We start from the raw sequence: 15,438 nt of genomic DNA, 5'->3' as shown, positions 1-15,438 counted from the left end.
GATCAGAACTTGGGCGGGTTCTCCGGCGGCGTATAAGGTGTGTTGCCATCACCATAAAACCGCTTGCGCGTGGCCTCGGCTACCCGGTTGCACAACACGTCGCCCAGCTTGGGGCGGTCGGTCTTGCACTGCTGGCGCAGTTCCTTGAGCCGTTCGGGGTTGGCCGCCAGCTCTTCCACTGTCGGGATGTTGGCTGCGGAACCGGCGGACTTCTGTGGCCCATCGGACTGGCCGCAGGCAGTCAACACGGCAACCAGCAAGAATGGGATGATCTTCTTCATGGCGTCAGTTCCTCCGGGTGATCGGGATTACGGCCTCGTATGGGCCTGGGGGTTTCCGGCTGTTCGATGGCCTGTGCGCGCTCAATAAACCGCGCCAACTCGTCGGACGGATCTCCGTCCAGCCGCAACAGATAGGTCGTGAGGGGCGACACGCGCGAAGCTAGCGGCCGGGCCACTACACCCGGCTCACGGCTGGCGGCAATGTGTGCACTGCCTGCTAGGCCGAGCGCAAAACCGGCCGAGACTAGGGCCATCATCAGGTCGGTGGACGAAACCCTCTCTGCAATCAGTGGCTCCACATCCGCACGGCGCAACACCCGTTCAACTTGCTTGGCATGGCCCTCACATGCCTGTGGATCGCACAGAACCAGTGGATAGCGAAGCAACTCATCCAAGGGGATGCGCTTGTGGGCCAGAAGCGGATGCCGAGCTGGCACGGCCACCATCAGCGCATCGCTCCATGCGGGCGTGGCGACGATACCGTCGCCCACTTCGTCGGATTGAGCAAACCCTACGTCATACAGATCGCTATGCAGCCCCTTGATCTGTTGCGATAGGGGCACCTCGAAGAACCGGATTTCGACCTCGGGTTCTTCCTGGCGGCAAAGTACGAGCAACGCAGAAAGGCGCGACGGCGTGATGCCGTCGGACAATGCCACGCGCAACTGGCCATGAAAACCGTTTGCTGCCGCTTTCACGCTATCGCGTGCCTGCTCCAAGGCGGAGAGCACGCGGCGCACGTGCTCCAGAAACAGCTCGCCCGCACGGGTCAGCCGAGTGCTGCGCGTGGTGCGGGCAAACAGCATCACGCCCAGTTCTTCTTCCAGTTCCTTGATGGCCCGTGACAGTGGAGACTGCTCGATGTGCAGCCGCTCGGCAGCGCGGGCGAAATGGAGTTCCTAAGCAACCGCAATGAAGCAGCGCAAGTGACGAAGTTCCATAGTCTTGTCCTTCCATGATCCATGTTGATTCGGGGGACGAGATGCACGCCTGCTGTAGCACCAGTCGAGCTGAGGCCAAATATTGAATAAACAATTATACATGTGTTCATATATTAGTCAAAGAAGCCTGCACCGTGCCGTGGTGATGTTCGATTGTGAGGAGATGAATGGTGCAAGCTGCACGAGGGCCAATGGGCATCGTGGAGGCCGCTTGCCAAAATAGTGCGAGCCCCACCGGGGCTCGCGAGATGCGGAAGGTGCTATGCCTTCAGGGGGAAAGCCCGAATCAGGCTGGGTTGATTTCCAGCGCGCCGCGGTTGATCTGGTCGCGCTCCATCGACTCGAACAAGGCACCGAAGTTACCTTCGCCGAAGCCCTCGCGGTAGTTGCCCTTGCGCTCGATGAACTCGAAGAACACCGGGCCGAGCAGCGGCTCGGAGAAGATCGGCCTCACGCTCACGGCCTACCTGAACGTGCGTCTCGAAAAGCACTCCGACTCGCACAAGCGCAATCCCATGGACGTGTTCCGCGCGTCGGTCCAGAAATGGCCGGAGGTCGTGGAATGCCATGCGCTGACCGGCGACATGGACTATCTGCTGCGGGTGGTCGTCAGGAACATGGCTCACTACTCTCGCTTCGTGCTCGACACGCTGCTCAAGCACCCCAGCGTGCAGGACTGCAAGACAAGCTTCGTGCTGGATCGGGTAAAGAGCACCACGGCCTTGCCCTATGAGCATTCGGCCGATTGGTGTAGCGGGGATGCAAATAGCGCTTGACCTTCCAACCGTGGCAAGGACCAGACTTCAAACACCCCAACCCGAAAGGAGTTTTCCATGCAATTCCATCTCGAAGACATGACCTGCGGCGGCTGCGCCCGCACCGTTACGAAAACGATCCAAACGATCGACCCCAACGCCAAGATCGTCACGGACCCGCCGACCCGCCGTGTCGAGGTCCAGACCTCGGCCTCGCAAGAGCAGATCGCCGCGGCCCTGAGCGAAGCTGGCTTCCCGCCGCGCGCGCAGTAACACCGCGTCGTGGCCGGCCTGCACACAGGACGGCCGATGCGAGCACGTGCGCTGCGCCGTACCTGGCGCGGCGCTCAGTGCATCCCAAGGTAGGCGACCTTGGCCCACATCCACAGGGCCATCGCCACCATCATCAGGTTCTCGGTCAGGGACACGAAGCCCAGCGGCACGTTGCTGTCCCCGCCCACACAGGCGCACTTGAGTTCCCGGCGATCGACATAGACCGCCTTGAAAACCGACACGGCCCCGACGGTCCCGATGAACAGCGCCAACGGAATCGACACCCACATCCCCACGCCCGCGACCATCAGGACGCCTGCGATGGCCTCCGCGAACGGGTAGAAATAGGCATACCGAACCCAGCGCTTGGCCAGCAGGTCGTAGTTGAGGAACATCGTCGCGAAGCCGTCCACGTCCTTGAGCTTCTGCAGCGCCAGGAGACACATGGCAAAGGCCACGAACCACTCTGCCGCCTGAATGCTCCAGAGCTGGCCGAAGGCCGCCCAGCTCGCCGCCAGCGCCATCGCGGCCGCCATGGCGAACAGCGCGATCACAGGGGTGTAGGTCACGGCGTTCTTGTCCTTCACGGACATGCCGAAGAATTTGCGCAGGTCGTCGTAGCCGCCCACGCGCCGCCCGTTTATGAAGACCTGGGGCGTGGTCTCGACGCCATGCTCCTTCTTGAACGCATCCGTCTGCTCGCGGCTCGCCAAGTGTTTGTCCTCGACCTCGTAGCCCTTGCGGTTGAGCAGATCGAGCGACTTCAGCCCGTAGGGGCAGGTATGGCCGGGCATGACCATCCGGTAGAGCGTGGCTTGTTTGGGCGCAGACATGCTGGACTTCTCCTGTGGGACTTTTCATGGGCCGGCCGCAGCGCCGACTATCACGGATTGAAGGACTTTGACGACATTTCCAGCCTAACCGGCGGTGGTGCAAGGGGGTGTAGGCATCTGGCTCCCGGGGCGGTCGTCAGGCTGCAACGCCGTCAGTCCTCCGTCTGCCAGAGCAACCCCGCCGCAGGCCGGCGCGCCCGCGGCGGCACGCTGGGTCCTAGTGGTTCTCCTTGGCATGGTTGATCGTGTACTTCGGGATCTCGACGGTCAGGTCCTCGTTCGCCACGATGGCCTGGCAGCTCAGGCGCGATTGCGCCTCTAGCCCCCAGGCCCGGTCAAGCAGGTCGTCCTCGCACTCCTCGACCTCGTTGAGGGAATCGAATCCCTTGCGCACGATGCAGTGGCAGGTCGTGCAGGCACAGCTCATGTCGCAGGCATGTTCGATCTCGATGCCGTTGTCTAGCAGCGCCTCGCAGATCGAGGTGCCGACCGGCACGTTCAGCTCGGCGCCCTCGGGCGCCAGTTCAGGATGGGGCAAGACGGTGATCTTGGGCATGGTCTCTCCCGGCTGCTCAGTGCGCACGCGGCTTCTTTGCCGCTGCGTTGCCACTTGCACGCCGTGGCACGGCGCCGGTGCGCGCTTCGGGCTCGTCGTCGCTGGTATCGAGTTGCTCCAGCGTGTGCAGGATCGGGCAGTCGGGCCGTTCGTCGCCGGCGCAGCACCGGATCAGCGCCTTGAGCGTCTCGGCCATCTCCAACATGCTCGCGATGCGCCGGTCCAGCTCGGAGATGTGCTGCTGCGCCAGGCGCTTGACGTCGGCACTCCGGCGCGACTTGTCGTTCCACAGTCCCAGCAGGTCCGTGATCTCGGCCACCGAGAAGCCGAGGTCGCGCGCACGCCGGATGAAGTGCAGCCGGTGTACGTCGTCCTGGCTATAGGCGCGGTAGCCCGAATCGTTCCGGTCGGCCGGGGGAATCAAGCCGATCTGCTCGTAGTAGCGGATCATCTTGGCCGAGACCTTCGAGGCCTTGGATGCTTCACCGATGTTCATGGTGTTCCTCCTTTCTCAATGAGCGGTATCCGCCGCCAGCGGCGGCTGGAAGCGGCGCAGGCGCAGCGCGTTGCCGAGCACGAACACGCTGGACAGCGCCATCGCTCCGGCCGCGAAGATCGGCGACAGCAGCACACCGTATGCGGGGTATAGGACGCCAGCGGCCACCGGGATCAGGGCCGTGTTGTAGCCAAACGCCCAGAACAGGTTCTGGCGGATGTTGCCGATGGTGGCCTTGGACAGCGCGATGGCGTTGGGCACACCCTGCAGGTTGCCGGACATCAGCACCACGTCGGCCGACTCCACCGCCACGTCGGTGCCGGTGCCGATCGCCAGGCCCACGTCGGCCTCGGCCAGCGCCGGCGCATCGTTGATGCCGTCACCCACGTAGGCGATCTGGCCGTGGGTGGCCTTTAAGCGGCGCACGGCTTCGACCTTGCCCTCGGGCAGCACTTCGGCCACCACCTCGTCGATGCCCAGTTGCTTGGCGATGGCCTGCGCGGTACGCGCGTTGTCGCCAGTGATCATCGCCACCTTCAGGCCGAGCTGGTGCAGCGCGGCAATGGCCGCGGGCGTGCTGGACTTGATCGGATCGGCCACCGCGATGATGGCGGCCAGTCGGCCGTCGATCGCGGCGTACAGCGGCGACTTGCCCTCATTGCCCAGGCGCTCGGCCGTGCGAGCGAAGCCGCTCACGTCCAACCCCAGCTCACGCATGAAGCGATCGGCACCGACCTCGACACGCGCGCCGTCCACGGTGGCGCGCACGCCCATGCCCGTGACCGAATCGAAGTCTGTCATCGTCGGCAGCGCGATGCCACCTTCCACGGCCGACTCGACGATGGCGCGTGCGATCGGATGCTCCGAGCGCGATTCGACAGAGGCGACCTTCGCCAGCACCTGGTTGCGGTCAAAGCCGTCGGCAATCTCCAGGTCGGTCAGGACCGGGCGGCCCTCGGTCAGCGTGCCGGTCTTGTCCACGGCCACCACCTTGGCGTCCTTGAGCAGTTGCAGGGCTTCACCCTTGCGGAACAGTACGCCCATCTCGGCGCCCCGGCCCGTGCCGACCATGATGGAGGTCGGCGTCGCCAGACCCATGGCGCACGGGCAGGCAATGATCAGCACCGCCACGGCATTGACCAGCGCGAAGGACAGCGCGGGCGACGGGCCGAACACCAGCCAGACCAGGAAGGTCAGCACGGCGGCCAGCATGACGGCGGGCACGAACCACAGTGTCACCTTGTCCACCACGGCCTGGATCGGCAGCTTGGAACCTTGCGCCTGCTCGACCATGCGGATGATCTGCGCCAGCATGGTCTGACCGCCCACGGCGGTGGCACGCAGCGTCAGCGCACCCTTCTGGTTGACGGTGCCGCCGACCACGGTGCTGCCTTCCGCCTTTTCGACGGGAATCGGCTCGCCGGTGATCATCGACTCGTCCACGAAGCTGCGGCCCTCGGTCACTTCACCATCGACCGGCACGCGCTCGCCGGGGCGCACTTCCACGATGTCGCCCTGCGCCACGTCGTTGATCGGGATGTCCACGATGCGGCCGTCGCGCAGCACGTGCGCCTCCTTGGCCTGCAGGCCGACCAGGCGCTTGATGGCCTCGGAGGTGCGGCCCTTGGCCCGTGCCTCAAGAAAGCGGCCCAGCAGGATCAGCGCCACGATGACGGCGGCCGCCTCGTAGTACACGTTCACCGTGCCGGCCGGCAGCAGACTGGGCGCGAATGTGGCGACCATCGAATAGCCGAAGGCTGCGGCCGTGCCGACCGCGACCAGCGAGTTCATGTCGGGACCCAGGCGGAACAGCGCCGGGAAGCCCTTCTCGTAGAAGCGCCAGCCCGGAATGGCGAGCACCAGCAGGGTCAGCACGAACTGCAGATACCAACTCTGCTGGATGCCGATGGTGGAAGCCACCCACTCATGCATGCCGGGAATCATGTGCGAGCCCATTTCGAGCACGAACACAGGCAGCGCCAGCACGGCGGCCAGGGTCAGGTCGCGCTTGAGTTCGGCGCGCTCGGCGTCCTTCTTCTCGGCGGCTTCCTCGTCGGCCTGCGCGCCGGTATCCACCGGGTTGGCCTCGTAGCCGACCTTCTCGATGGCCGCGATCAGGTCCGCCACGGCGGCCACGCCGCGCACGGTGGCACGCTCGGTCGCGAGGTTGACCGTGGCCTCGGTGACGCCGGGCACGGCCTTGAGTGCCTTCTCGACGCGGCCCACGCAGGAGGCGCAGGTCATGCCCTCGACCGCCAGTTCGACGGTGCCAGCCGGCACGTCGTAGCCGACCTTCTCGACCGCCTGGATCAACGCGATGCGATCGACAGGACTGGCCAGGCGGATGTCCGCCCGCTCGGTGGCGAGATTGACGGACACGCTGTCCACGCCCGGCACCTTGGCCAGGGCGGCCTCGACTCGGCCGACGCAGCTCGCGCAGGTCATGCCCTCGATGGGTAGGCTGATCGCTGCTGCGGTGGCACGAGCATCACTCGTTATTGGCATGCTCATGGTTGTTTCCCATAGTTGATATTCGACATGGGGGAGCTTAGGGTTTACCATCGTGGGAAGGTCAAGCGCTTTTTTCGGGTACTGTCAGGTTTCAGAAATGGCCCGGCGCACGGGGGAAACGAGGGGCCTTGGTCGCCAGGCTCGCCCTGGTCCCGGGCTGTGCGCGCGCTCAAGCGGTCGCAGCCTCGTTGATCCTGAAGGGCACGAACAGCCGTTCGAGGGTAGGAATTTTTGAGAGATGACTCCACGCAAACCAGCCAGTGCCCCACCGAAGGGCCCAAGCACCGATCTGGCCTCCCTGTCACAGAATGACGTGACCATCCTGGCCGAGACTTTCCGGCTCCTGGGCGATCCGTCGCGGCTCAAGGTCATGCTGTGCTGCATGAAGGGGTCCACGTCGGTAAGCGACATCGCGGAAGCCGTCGAACTCTCGCAGTCGTTGGTCAGCCATCACCTTCGACTGTTGCGTGGAGCCCGTCTGGTCAAGGGCGCGCGCCAGTCCAAGCAGATCTTCTATGAGGTAGCGGACAAGCACGTGAGCCAGGTGCTGCTGGACATGGCCATCCACATCGTTGAGGACAACAGCGACGACTAGCCTTGGTGCGAAACAGCCCTTACCGCGTCCCGTGAGGCCTATCCTTTCGGCCAGATCCGGTGCAAGTCATCCACGACCAGCACGTGATGGTGCCCGCCTTGGTTCGCGTGCTGACGCAAGTGGGGGTGATCCGCCGACAGGTTCGGATGGTCATGGGCCAAGTCCGACGGGTCGCTGGCCGGCCACAGCCGAAGCGCCAGCGCCACGCCAGCTAGGCCGATCAAGGACATGACGACGAACGTCGATTGCAGCCCCATGGCCGCGCCGAAGCGTCCGGCCAGCGGGTAGCAGATGAGCCAGCAGGCGTGCGACAGCGCGAAGTGGGCCGCGAAGATCGCTGGACGGTCCTCGGCGTGGGCCGAGCGGCGCAGAAGACGGCCGGATGGCGTCTGCGCCACGCTGTAGCCAAAGCCGATCACCAGCCACAGCGGCAGCAACAGCGCATAGCTCGGCAGCAGTGCGCCGATCGCCGTGCCCACGACGAGGACAGCGGCGCCGGTGAGCATCGCGGGTCGGTCGGCTACTTTCTCCAGTAGGGACGGCAAGACGAAGGCGGCCACCATCGAGCCGCCTCCGAACGCCGCCAGTGCCCACGCCACCTCGACTTCGCCCAGGCCGAAACGCGCCTTCACGAGCACCACCGTGTTCACGATCACCATCGCGCCGGCCGCCGAGACGGCCAGGCTGATCGCCAGCAGGCCCCGCAGGCGAGGCGTGGCGAGGTAGATGCGCGTGCCGCGCGTCGTTCGCTCCCAGATGCCGCGGCGCGGGCCGGGGACGGACGTGGGCAACCGCACGCTGACCACGAGAGCGGCTGAAACGAGGAAACCGAGCACCGTTCCCGCGAACAGGTTGTGAAAGCTGATGACGGTCAGCAGCGCGGCGGCCAGCATCGGGGAAATCAGGCTTTCCAGGTCGTAGGCCAGCCGGGACAGCGACAGCGCCTTCGTGTAGTCCTCTTCGTCGGGAAGGATGTCCGGGATGGTGGCCTGGAAGGTCGGCGTGAAGCCGGCGGATGCCGCCTGCAGAACGAAGATCAGCAGGTAGATCTGCCAGACCTCGGTGACGAAGGGCAGGCACAGCGCGACGGCCGCTCGCACGAGGTCCAGCGCCACGAGCAGCGAGCGCCGCGGGAGCCGGTCGGCGAAGGCCTGCGCGACCGGCGCGACCCCCGCGTAGGCCAGCATCTTGATGGCCAGCGCCGTCCCGAGCACCGCGCCTGCATCCGCGCCGGCCAGCTCGTAGGCCAGCAGGCCGAGCGCCACCGTCATCAGGCCGGTGCCGACGAGCGCGATCACCTGGGCGGTGAACAGGTGGCGGTAGGTGCGGTTATTCAGGACGGAGAGCATCGGACGGCCTCAGAGCAGTTTGGTCAGCGCCTTCATTTCGGTCAGAACGGAGTCCTCGTCATGGGACAGGCAGTGGTCGATGTGGTCGTGGATCAGGACGCGCTTGGCCGCCGTCACCGCGCTTTCCACCGCCGCGAGCTGGCGGGCGATGTCGAGGCAGGTTTCTCCCCCTTCGATCATCCCGATGACGTGCCGCAGATGCCCCTCGGCGCGCTTGAGCCGCTTCACCAGGTCGGGATGGGTGGTGTGCTTATGCATGTCTTCCATGCTGAAATCATATCCCCCCAGGGGGGATACTGCCACTGGATGTTAGATCAACGGCTGCTTGCCAGGCGGGGGGAATGGTCGCCGAGCCAGGCTAAGGCAATTGCCCGGAGCGGCATCCCGGCCGTGGTGAGACGCGAACACAAATGTGTACAACAATTCACATGAAAACATGTTCATGTGTTATATTTTGAGCCACAGTCAAAGACCCAGTTTCCCGAGGCCCCATGTCCCAATCCCACGCACATGACCATGGTCACGATCACGACCATGATCATGACCACACCCCGACCGTGACCAGCGCCAACGAGCGCAAGGTCCTGCTGTCCTTTTTCCTGATCTTCGGCTTCATGGTCGTGGAGGCCGTCGGAGGCGTGCTGTCGGGCTCGCTGGCCTTGCTGGCCGACGCGGGCCACATGCTGACCGACGCCGCGGCGCTCGCACTGGCCTACGCAGCATTCCGGTTCGGCCGCCGCGCGGCCGACAGCAAGCGCACCTTCGGCTACCTGCGCTTCGAGGTCATCGCCGGTTTCCTGAACGCCGTGACCCTGTTCGCGATCGTCGCTTGGATCGCCTACGAGGCGTGGGAGCGGCTGCAGGCGCCGCCCGTGATCCTGGCCGGCCCGATGATGATCGTCGCCGTGCTCGGCCTGCTGGTGAACGTGCTCGTGCTGTGGATCATGACCCGCGGAGAGACCGATCACGTCAACGTGAAGGGGGCCATCCTGCACGTGATGGGCGACCTGCTCGGCTCGGTCGGCGCCATCGTCGCTGCGATCGTCATCTACCTCACGGGCTGGACGCCGATCGATCCCATCCTGTCGGTCCTGGTCGCGGCGCTGATCCTGCGCAGCGCATGGAAGCTGCTCGCCAAGTCGATCCACATCCTGCTGGAAGGCGCGCCGGAGGATGCTTCGCCGGAGAAGGTGGAGCAAGGCCTGATGGGCGCCGTGCCGGGCCTGGCGGCCGTCAGCCACGTTCACGTGTGGCAGCTCACCTCCGGGCGCACGATGGCCACGCTGCACGTTCGCCCCAACGTGGACGAGGAAGCACGCGCCGTGGTCAAGCGCGTCGAAGCGGTGCTTCGAGAGCAATTCAGCATCGAACACGCCACGGTCGGGATCGACTGGAACTCGGGCACCGACGAGAACGTCTGCAGCTTGCAGCCCACGTCGGAGCGTCAGGACCACAGCGGCCACGATCACAGCGGTCATGACCACAGCGGGCACGACCACAGCGGCCATGATCATGGCAATCACAAGCATGGCGGCGGGCACAGCCACGGCCATGACCACGACCATTCCGCTCCTGGTCACAGGCATTGAGGCCGCGCGAGCCGGCTCGCACTCCACTTGAGGATTTGCATCCATGACGTCCCGCAAAACCACCAGCGCCGACACCGCGCAATGCTCGACCACCAGCCACGACGCGGCGACCGATGCCCTCGCAATGTCGCAAAGTGACGTCGCTGTTCTGGCCGAGACCTTCCGCCTGCTGGGCGACCAATCGCGATTGAAGATCCTGCTGCAGTGCATGCATGGCTCGGTCGCCGTGGGGGACATCGCCGAAGCGCTCGACCTGTCGCAGTCTCTGGTCAGCCATCACCTGCGGCTGCTGCGCGGTGCGCGCCTCGTGCGCGGCGAACGCCAAGCCAAGCACATCTTCTACAGCATCGCGGACCAGCACGTCAGCCAGGTGCTGCAGGACATGGCGGTCCACATTTCCGAGGACAAAGCCGACGACTGACCAGGCCCAAGCACCCAGGCGAATGGCAGGTTGCGAGGCGCCGGTACCCACGCCGCCGGTTAGCCTCAAGGACGTCCTCGATGCGGCCTGGGCGCAACACCCTGAATCGCGGGCCCTGCCTGGGCGCCGGGATGCCGCGCAGGCACAGCAATGGGCGGCGGCAGCTTGGACGCCTGAGCCTCCCGCGCTCGCAATCACCCACAAGACCGACCGGTTCAACCGCACAACGGCACTCGTGAGCTGGATGTCGGAGTGGCCACAGCGACGACGCGGGGTTTTCCCACCACCTTGTCCATGCAGCCTGCCCGCTAGGGCAACCCAAAGGGCTTGACCTTGCCTTCGTTGTAACGCCTAGCCTCCACACAAATTTCTGCAGAGCGCTTCGGAAGGGCCGGAGTCCTGCATCCAAGAAAGGGGCACTTCCATGCGTAAAAAAATCAGAATCGTTGTGGTGGCAGGCGTCATCGCAGCCGTCGGGGGCATAGCGATTGCCGCCCGCGACGCCAAGGACGAGGGCAAGGCCGCGGCGCCCCCGGCGGGCGCGCCGATGGCGCCGCAGGTGCCCGTGGCCGAGGTCATCACCCGCACGGTCGCGCCATCGGCCGAGTACACCGGCTTCCTGGCCGCGCCCAAGACCGTCGAGCTGCGCTCGCGGGTCGGCGGCGCCGTCGATGCTGTGAGCGTCCCCGAGGGCAGCCTGGTGCGCAAGGGACAACTGCTGTTCCAGATCGACCCCCGACCGTTCCAGGTCACGCTCGACACGGCTGCGGCGCAACTGCAACAGGCCGAGGTGCTGGCCAGTCAGGCCCAGGCCGACTTCGACCGCGCCGAGCGCCTGGTGGCGACCGGCGCTGTCGCGCGCAAGACCTACGACGATGCCGTCTCCGCGCGCAGTGCGCGCCAGGCCCAGGTGCAAGCGGCCAAGGCCGCCGTCGCTGCGGCGCGGCTGGATCTGTCCTACGCCCGCGTCACGGCGCCCATCGCCGGGCGCGTTGACCGCGTGCTCGTGACCGAGGGCAACCTGGTCAGCGGCGGTGTCGCCGGCGCGGCCACGCTGCTGACCACGATCGTGTCCATCGACCCGCTGCACGTGTACTTCGACATCGACGAAGCCACGTACCTCAACGTCGTGAGCCGCTCGCGGCCCGCTGCGGGCGCCGGCGGCAAGGCCTCGCTGCCCGTGCAGGTCGGGCTGACCACGGACAAGGGTTTCCCGCACAGGGGCGCGCTCGACTTCGTGGGCAACACCATTGACCGAAGCACCGGCACGATCCGCGCGCGCGCCGTTGTGCCCAACCCGGATGGGCGCATGGCACCCGGCATGTTCGCCCGGGTCAAGCTGTCCACCGGCGCGGCGCGCGAGGCCGTCCTGATCGACGATCAGGCCGTGGGCACCGACCAAGGGCGCAACTACGTGCTGGTCGTGGGCGAGAACAACCAGGCCCAGTACCGGCCCATCGAACTGGGGCCGGTGGTGGACGGGCTGCGCGTCATCAACGGCAGCCTGCAGGCCGGTGAGAAGATCATCATCAAGGGCCTCGTGCGCCCCGGCATGGCGGTCACGCCGCGCATGGTGCCCATGCAGCCGCCCGCGGCACCGGCCGCCGGCGCGGACCCCGCCAAGGCTGACGGCGCGGCCGGCTCGGCGGAGGCCCGCAAATGAATTTCCCCCGCTTCTTCATCAACCGGCCCATCTTCGCCATCGTCCTGTCGGTGCTGATGCTGATCGCGGGCGCGATCAGCTACTTCCAGCTGCCGCTGAGCGAATACCCGCAGGTCACGCCTCCCACGGTGCAGGTCACCGCTAGCTATCCCGGTGCCAACCCGCAAGTGATCGCCGATACCGTGGCATCACCGCTGGAGCAGGCGATCAACGGCGTAGAAGGCATGATGTACATGCAGTCTCAGATGTCCACCGACGGGAAAATGGTGCTCACCGTCTCCTTCGAGCAGCATATCAACGCCGACATTGCGCAGATCCAGGTGCAAAACCGGGTCTCGCGGGCGTTGCCGCGCCTACCGCCTGAAGTTCAGCGCATCGGTGTTGTCACCGAGAAAACGTCGCCGGACGTTCTCATGGTGGTGCATTTGCTTTCGCCTGGAGGTCGATATGATCCGCTGTACGTCTCCAACTACGCCACACTTCATGTGAAGGATGATCTGGCTCGTACGCCAGGCGTCGGCGATGTCCTAGTCTGGGGCGCCGGGGAGTATTCGATGCGGGTCTGGCTCGAACCCGCCAAGGTCGCTGCTCGTGGGCTGATCGCGAGCGACGTGGTTGCCGCCATCCGCGAGCAGAACATACAGGTTGCCGCTGGTTCGGTTGGTCAGCAGCCGGATGCCTCGGCGGCGTTCCAGGTCACGGTCAACACTCTGGGCCGACTGTCGAGCGAGGAGCAATTCGGCGAGATCGTCGTGAAGACGGGCGCCGACGGCCAGGTAACTCGCCTGCGGGATGTCGCCCGCATCTCGATGGGGGCCGATTCCTACTCTTTGCGCAGCCTGCTCAATGGCGAGCCGGCGGTGGGGATACAGATCATCCAGAGCCCGGGCGCGAACGCGCTGGATGTGTCTAGCGCGGTGCGCGCGGCAATGGACCGACTTCAAGCTAAGTTCCCCGACGGCATTGAGTATAGGATCGCCTACGACCCCACGGTCTTCGTGCGCGCCTCGCTCCAGTCCGTCGCCGTCACGCTGCTGGATGCCATCTTCCTGGTGGTGATCGTGGTGGTGCTGTTCCTGCAATCCTGGCGCGCGTCGATCATCCCGCTGATCGCCGTGCCGGTCTCGCTGGTCGGCACGTTCGCGGTGATGCACATGTTCGGTTTCTCGCTGAACACACTGTCGCTGTTCGGACTGGTGCTGTCCATCGGCATCGTGGTGGATGACGCCATCGTGGTGGTGGAGAACGTGGAGCGCCACATAGCGCTGGGCGAATCACCCAAGGACGCGGCGCGCAAGGCGATGGATGAAGTGACTGGCCCGATCCTGGCCATCACCTCGGTGCTGGCAGCGGTCTTCATCCCCTCGGCGTTCCTGTCGGGGCTGCAGGGCGAGTTCTATCGCCAGTTCGCGCTAACCATCGCGTTCTCGACCATCCTGTCGGCGATCAACTCGCTTACGCTGTCGCCAGCGCTGGCCGCCATCCTGCTCAAGCCGCACCACGGCGCGGCCAAGCCCGATCGCGTCACGCGCATCATCGACGGCGTGTTCGGCGGCTTCTTCCGCCGCTTCAACCGCTTCTTCGACCGCGCCTCGAATTCCTACGTCGGGGGCGTGCGCCGCGCGGTGCGCGGCAGCGCCATCGTGCTGCTGCTCTACGTCGGCTTCCTGGGCCTGACCTGGCTGGGCTTCCACAAGGTGCCTGCGGGCTTCGTGCCCGCCCAGGACAAGTACTACCTCGTGGGCATCGCCCAGCTTCCGACCGGCGCCTCGCTGGATCGCACCGAGGCGGTCGTCAAGGAGATGACCAAGATCGCACTGGCTGAGCCGGGCGTCGAGAGCGTGGTGGCCTTCCCGGGCCTGTCGGTCAATGGACCGGTGAACCAGCCGAACACCGCGCTGATGTTCGCCATGCTCAAGCCCTTCGATGAGCGCAAGGACCCGTCGCTGTCGGCCTTCGCCATCCAGGGCAAGCTCATGGGCAAGTTCAGCCAGATCCCGGACGGCTTCGTCGGCATCTTCCCGCCGCCGCCGGTGCCGGGCCTGGGTTCTATGGGCGGCTTTAAGCTGCAGATCGAGGACCGGGCGGGCCTGGGTCCCGAGGCGCTTGCACAAGCACAGGGCCAGATCATGGGCAAGGCCATGCAGGCGCCCGAGCTGGCGAACATGCTCGCCAGCTTCCAGACCAATGCGCCGCAGTTGCAGGTGGACATCGACCGGGTGAAGGCCAAGTCGCAGGGCGTGTCGCTGACCGAGGTGTTCGACACCCTGCAGGTCAACCTTGGCTCGCTCTACGTCAACGACTTCAACCGCTTCGGTCGCACCTACCGGGTAATGGCCCAAGCCGATGCGCAGTTCCGCATGCAGGCTGAGGACATAGGCATGCTCAAGGTGCGCAATGCAGCGGGCGACATGATCCCGCTGAGCGCGTTCGCGACCATCGAGCGCAGTTCCGGCCCCGACCGGGTGATGCATTACAACGGCTTCCCCTCGGCGGACATCAGCGGCGGGCCAGCGCCGGGCTACTCATCCGGCCAGGCCACCGCCGCGATTGAGAAGATCGTGAGCGAATCGCTGCCTGACGGTATGACCTACGAATGGACGGACCTGACTTTCCAGGAAAAGCGAGTTGGCAATACTGCTATCTATATCTTCGCGCTGGCGGTGCTGCTCGCCTTCCTGTTCCTGGCGGCCCAGTACAACAGTTGGTCGCTGCCGTTCGCTGTGCTGCTGATTGCACCCATGGCGCTGCTCTCGGCGATCGCCGGCGTCTGGCTCTCTGGGGGGGACAACAACATCTTCACGCAGATCGGTTTCGTGGTGCTGATCGGCCTGGCCGCCAAGAACGCGATCCTGATCGTGGAGTTCGCCCGCGCGAAGGAAAGCGAAGGGGCCGATCCGCTGGCAGCCGTGCTCGAAGCCGCGCGCTTGCGGCTGCGCCCGATCCTGATGACGTCGTTCGCCTTCATCGCTGGCGTGGTGCCGCTGGTGCTGGCCAGCGGTGCGGGCGCCGAGATGCGCCACGCCATGGGCATCGCGGTGTTCGCCGGCATGCTGGGCGTGACGGTATTCGGCCTGGTGCTGACGCCGGTGTTCTACGTCGTGGTGCGCAAGCTGGCGCTGCGCCGCGAAGCGCGCCATGCCCGTGTCGGCATGACCGACCAGCACGCATGACG

14 protein-coding genes and 2 pseudogenes are annotated in these 15,438 nt (G+C 65.4%); 7 read left to right on the top strand and 9 right to left on the bottom strand.

The window, feature by feature from the left end; genetic code table 11:
• Positions 1–2 precede the first annotated feature (2 nt).
• The 3 genes and pseudogenes from LE197_RS23235 to LE197_RS23225 all read right to left on the bottom strand — a co-directional run.
• A complete protein-coding gene (locus tag LE197_RS23235; protein WP_106468509.1) occupies positions 3–281 on the bottom strand; it encodes an EexN family lipoprotein in 279 nt (92 codons plus the stop codon).
• Positions 278–1,222 (bottom strand): annotated as a pseudogene (locus tag LE197_RS23230) (LysR family transcriptional regulator). The gene LE197_RS23235 and the pseudogene LE197_RS23230 overlap by 4 nt, the downstream one beginning before the upstream one ends.
• A 286-nt stretch (positions 1,223–1,508) precedes the next feature.
• Positions 1,509–1,667, bottom strand: a pseudogene (locus tag LE197_RS23225) (4-hydroxyphenylpyruvate dioxygenase); the annotation flags it as partial.
• Between the two features lie 70 nt (positions 1,668–1,737).
• Between LE197_RS23225 and LE197_RS23220 the strand changes: the two are divergent.
• Complete coding sequence (locus LE197_RS23220; RefSeq protein ID WP_019396553.1) at positions 1,738–1,998, top strand: Lrp/AsnC ligand binding domain-containing protein; 261 nt, start codon at positions 1,738–1,740, stop codon at positions 1,996–1,998.
• 57 nt (positions 1,999–2,055) lie between these two features.
• A complete protein-coding gene (locus LE197_RS23215) occupies positions 2,056–2,250 on the top strand; it encodes a heavy-metal-associated domain-containing protein (protein ID WP_003821167.1) in 195 nt (64 codons plus the stop codon).
• A gap of 74 nt (positions 2,251–2,324) precedes the next feature.
• On the opposite strand, the gene LE197_RS23210 is transcribed toward LE197_RS23215, so the two are convergent.
• The 4 genes from LE197_RS23210 to LE197_RS23195 all read right to left on the bottom strand — a co-directional run bounded on the left by LE197_RS23210 (position 2,325) and on the right by LE197_RS23195 (position 6,646).
• Positions 2,325–3,083, bottom strand: coding sequence for a MauE/DoxX family redox-associated membrane protein (locus tag LE197_RS23210; protein WP_008786745.1), 759 nt, complete (start codon positions 3,081–3,083; stop codon positions 2,325–2,327).
• A 217-nt stretch (positions 3,084–3,300) separates the two neighbouring features.
• The gene (gene fdx / locus LE197_RS23205) at positions 3,301–3,639 is read right to left on the bottom strand and encodes an ISC system 2Fe-2S type ferredoxin (protein ID WP_008786744.1); all 339 of its coding nucleotides are present in this window, start codon (positions 3,637–3,639) and stop codon (positions 3,301–3,303) included.
• A gap of 16 nt (positions 3,640–3,655) precedes the next feature.
• Positions 3,656–4,135, bottom strand: coding sequence for a Cu(I)-responsive transcriptional regulator (cueR, locus tag LE197_RS23200; RefSeq protein ID WP_008786743.1), 480 nt, complete (start codon positions 4,133–4,135; stop codon positions 3,656–3,658).
• A gap of 15 nt (positions 4,136–4,150) precedes the next feature.
• On the bottom strand, positions 4,151–6,646 hold the full coding sequence (locus LE197_RS23195) for a heavy metal translocating P-type ATPase (protein ID WP_008786742.1): 2,496 nt from the start codon (positions 6,644–6,646) through the stop codon (positions 4,151–4,153).
• A gap of 238 nt (positions 6,647–6,884) precedes the next feature.
• On the opposite strand from LE197_RS23195, the gene LE197_RS23190 reads away from it, so the two are divergent.
• Complete coding sequence (locus tag LE197_RS23190; protein ID WP_008786741.1) at positions 6,885–7,241, top strand: ArsR/SmtB family transcription factor; 357 nt, start codon at positions 6,885–6,887, stop codon at positions 7,239–7,241.
• Between the two features lie 38 nt (positions 7,242–7,279).
• Here the strand turns inward: LE197_RS23190 and LE197_RS23185 are convergent, their stop codons facing one another.
• Positions 7,280–8,590 (bottom strand): MFS transporter, encoded by a 1,311-nt coding sequence (locus LE197_RS23185; RefSeq protein WP_008786740.1) that lies wholly within the window; start codon positions 8,588–8,590, stop codon positions 7,280–7,282.
• 9 nt (positions 8,591–8,599) lie between these two features.
• The gene (locus LE197_RS23180) at positions 8,600–8,857 is read right to left on the bottom strand and encodes a metal-sensing transcriptional repressor (protein ID WP_019396551.1); all 258 of its coding nucleotides are present in this window, start codon (positions 8,855–8,857) and stop codon (positions 8,600–8,602) included.
• A 224-nt stretch (positions 8,858–9,081) separates the two neighbouring features.
• Between LE197_RS23180 and LE197_RS23175 the strand changes: the two genes are divergently transcribed.
• The 4 genes from LE197_RS23175 to LE197_RS23160 all read left to right on the top strand — a co-directional run bounded on the left by LE197_RS23175 (position 9,082) and on the right by LE197_RS23160 (position 15,436).
• Entirely contained in the window at positions 9,082–10,179 is a 1,098-nt protein-coding gene (locus tag LE197_RS23175; RefSeq protein WP_008786738.1) for a cation diffusion facilitator family transporter, read from the top strand.
• A 43-nt stretch (positions 10,180–10,222) separates the two neighbouring features.
• Positions 10,223–10,600: an ArsR/SmtB family transcription factor gene (locus tag LE197_RS23170; RefSeq protein WP_008786737.1), complete on the top strand. Its 378-nt coding sequence runs from the start codon at positions 10,223–10,225 to the stop codon at positions 10,598–10,600.
• A gap of 424 nt (positions 10,601–11,024) precedes the next feature.
• The gene (locus LE197_RS23165; RefSeq protein ID WP_021162752.1) at positions 11,025–12,263 is read left to right on the top strand and encodes an efflux RND transporter periplasmic adaptor subunit; all 1,239 of its coding nucleotides are present in this window, start codon (positions 11,025–11,027) and stop codon (positions 12,261–12,263) included.
• Positions 12,260–15,436 carry an efflux RND transporter permease subunit gene (locus LE197_RS23160; RefSeq protein WP_226033711.1) on the top strand — a complete coding sequence of 1,059 codons (3,177 nt, stop codon included), beginning with the start codon at positions 12,260–12,262 and terminating at the stop codon, positions 15,434–15,436. The genes LE197_RS23165 and LE197_RS23160 overlap by 4 nt, the downstream gene beginning before the upstream one ends.
• The last annotated feature ends 2 nt before the right edge of the window (positions 15,437–15,438 follow it).

It is taken from the genome of Pseudomonas sp. PS1(2021) (assembly GCF_020405165.1).
GTDB lineage: Bacteria > Pseudomonadota > Gammaproteobacteria > Pseudomonadales > Pseudomonadaceae > Pseudomonas > Pseudomonas aeruginosa.
This window is presented reverse-complemented; position numbering and strand designations above follow the sequence as displayed.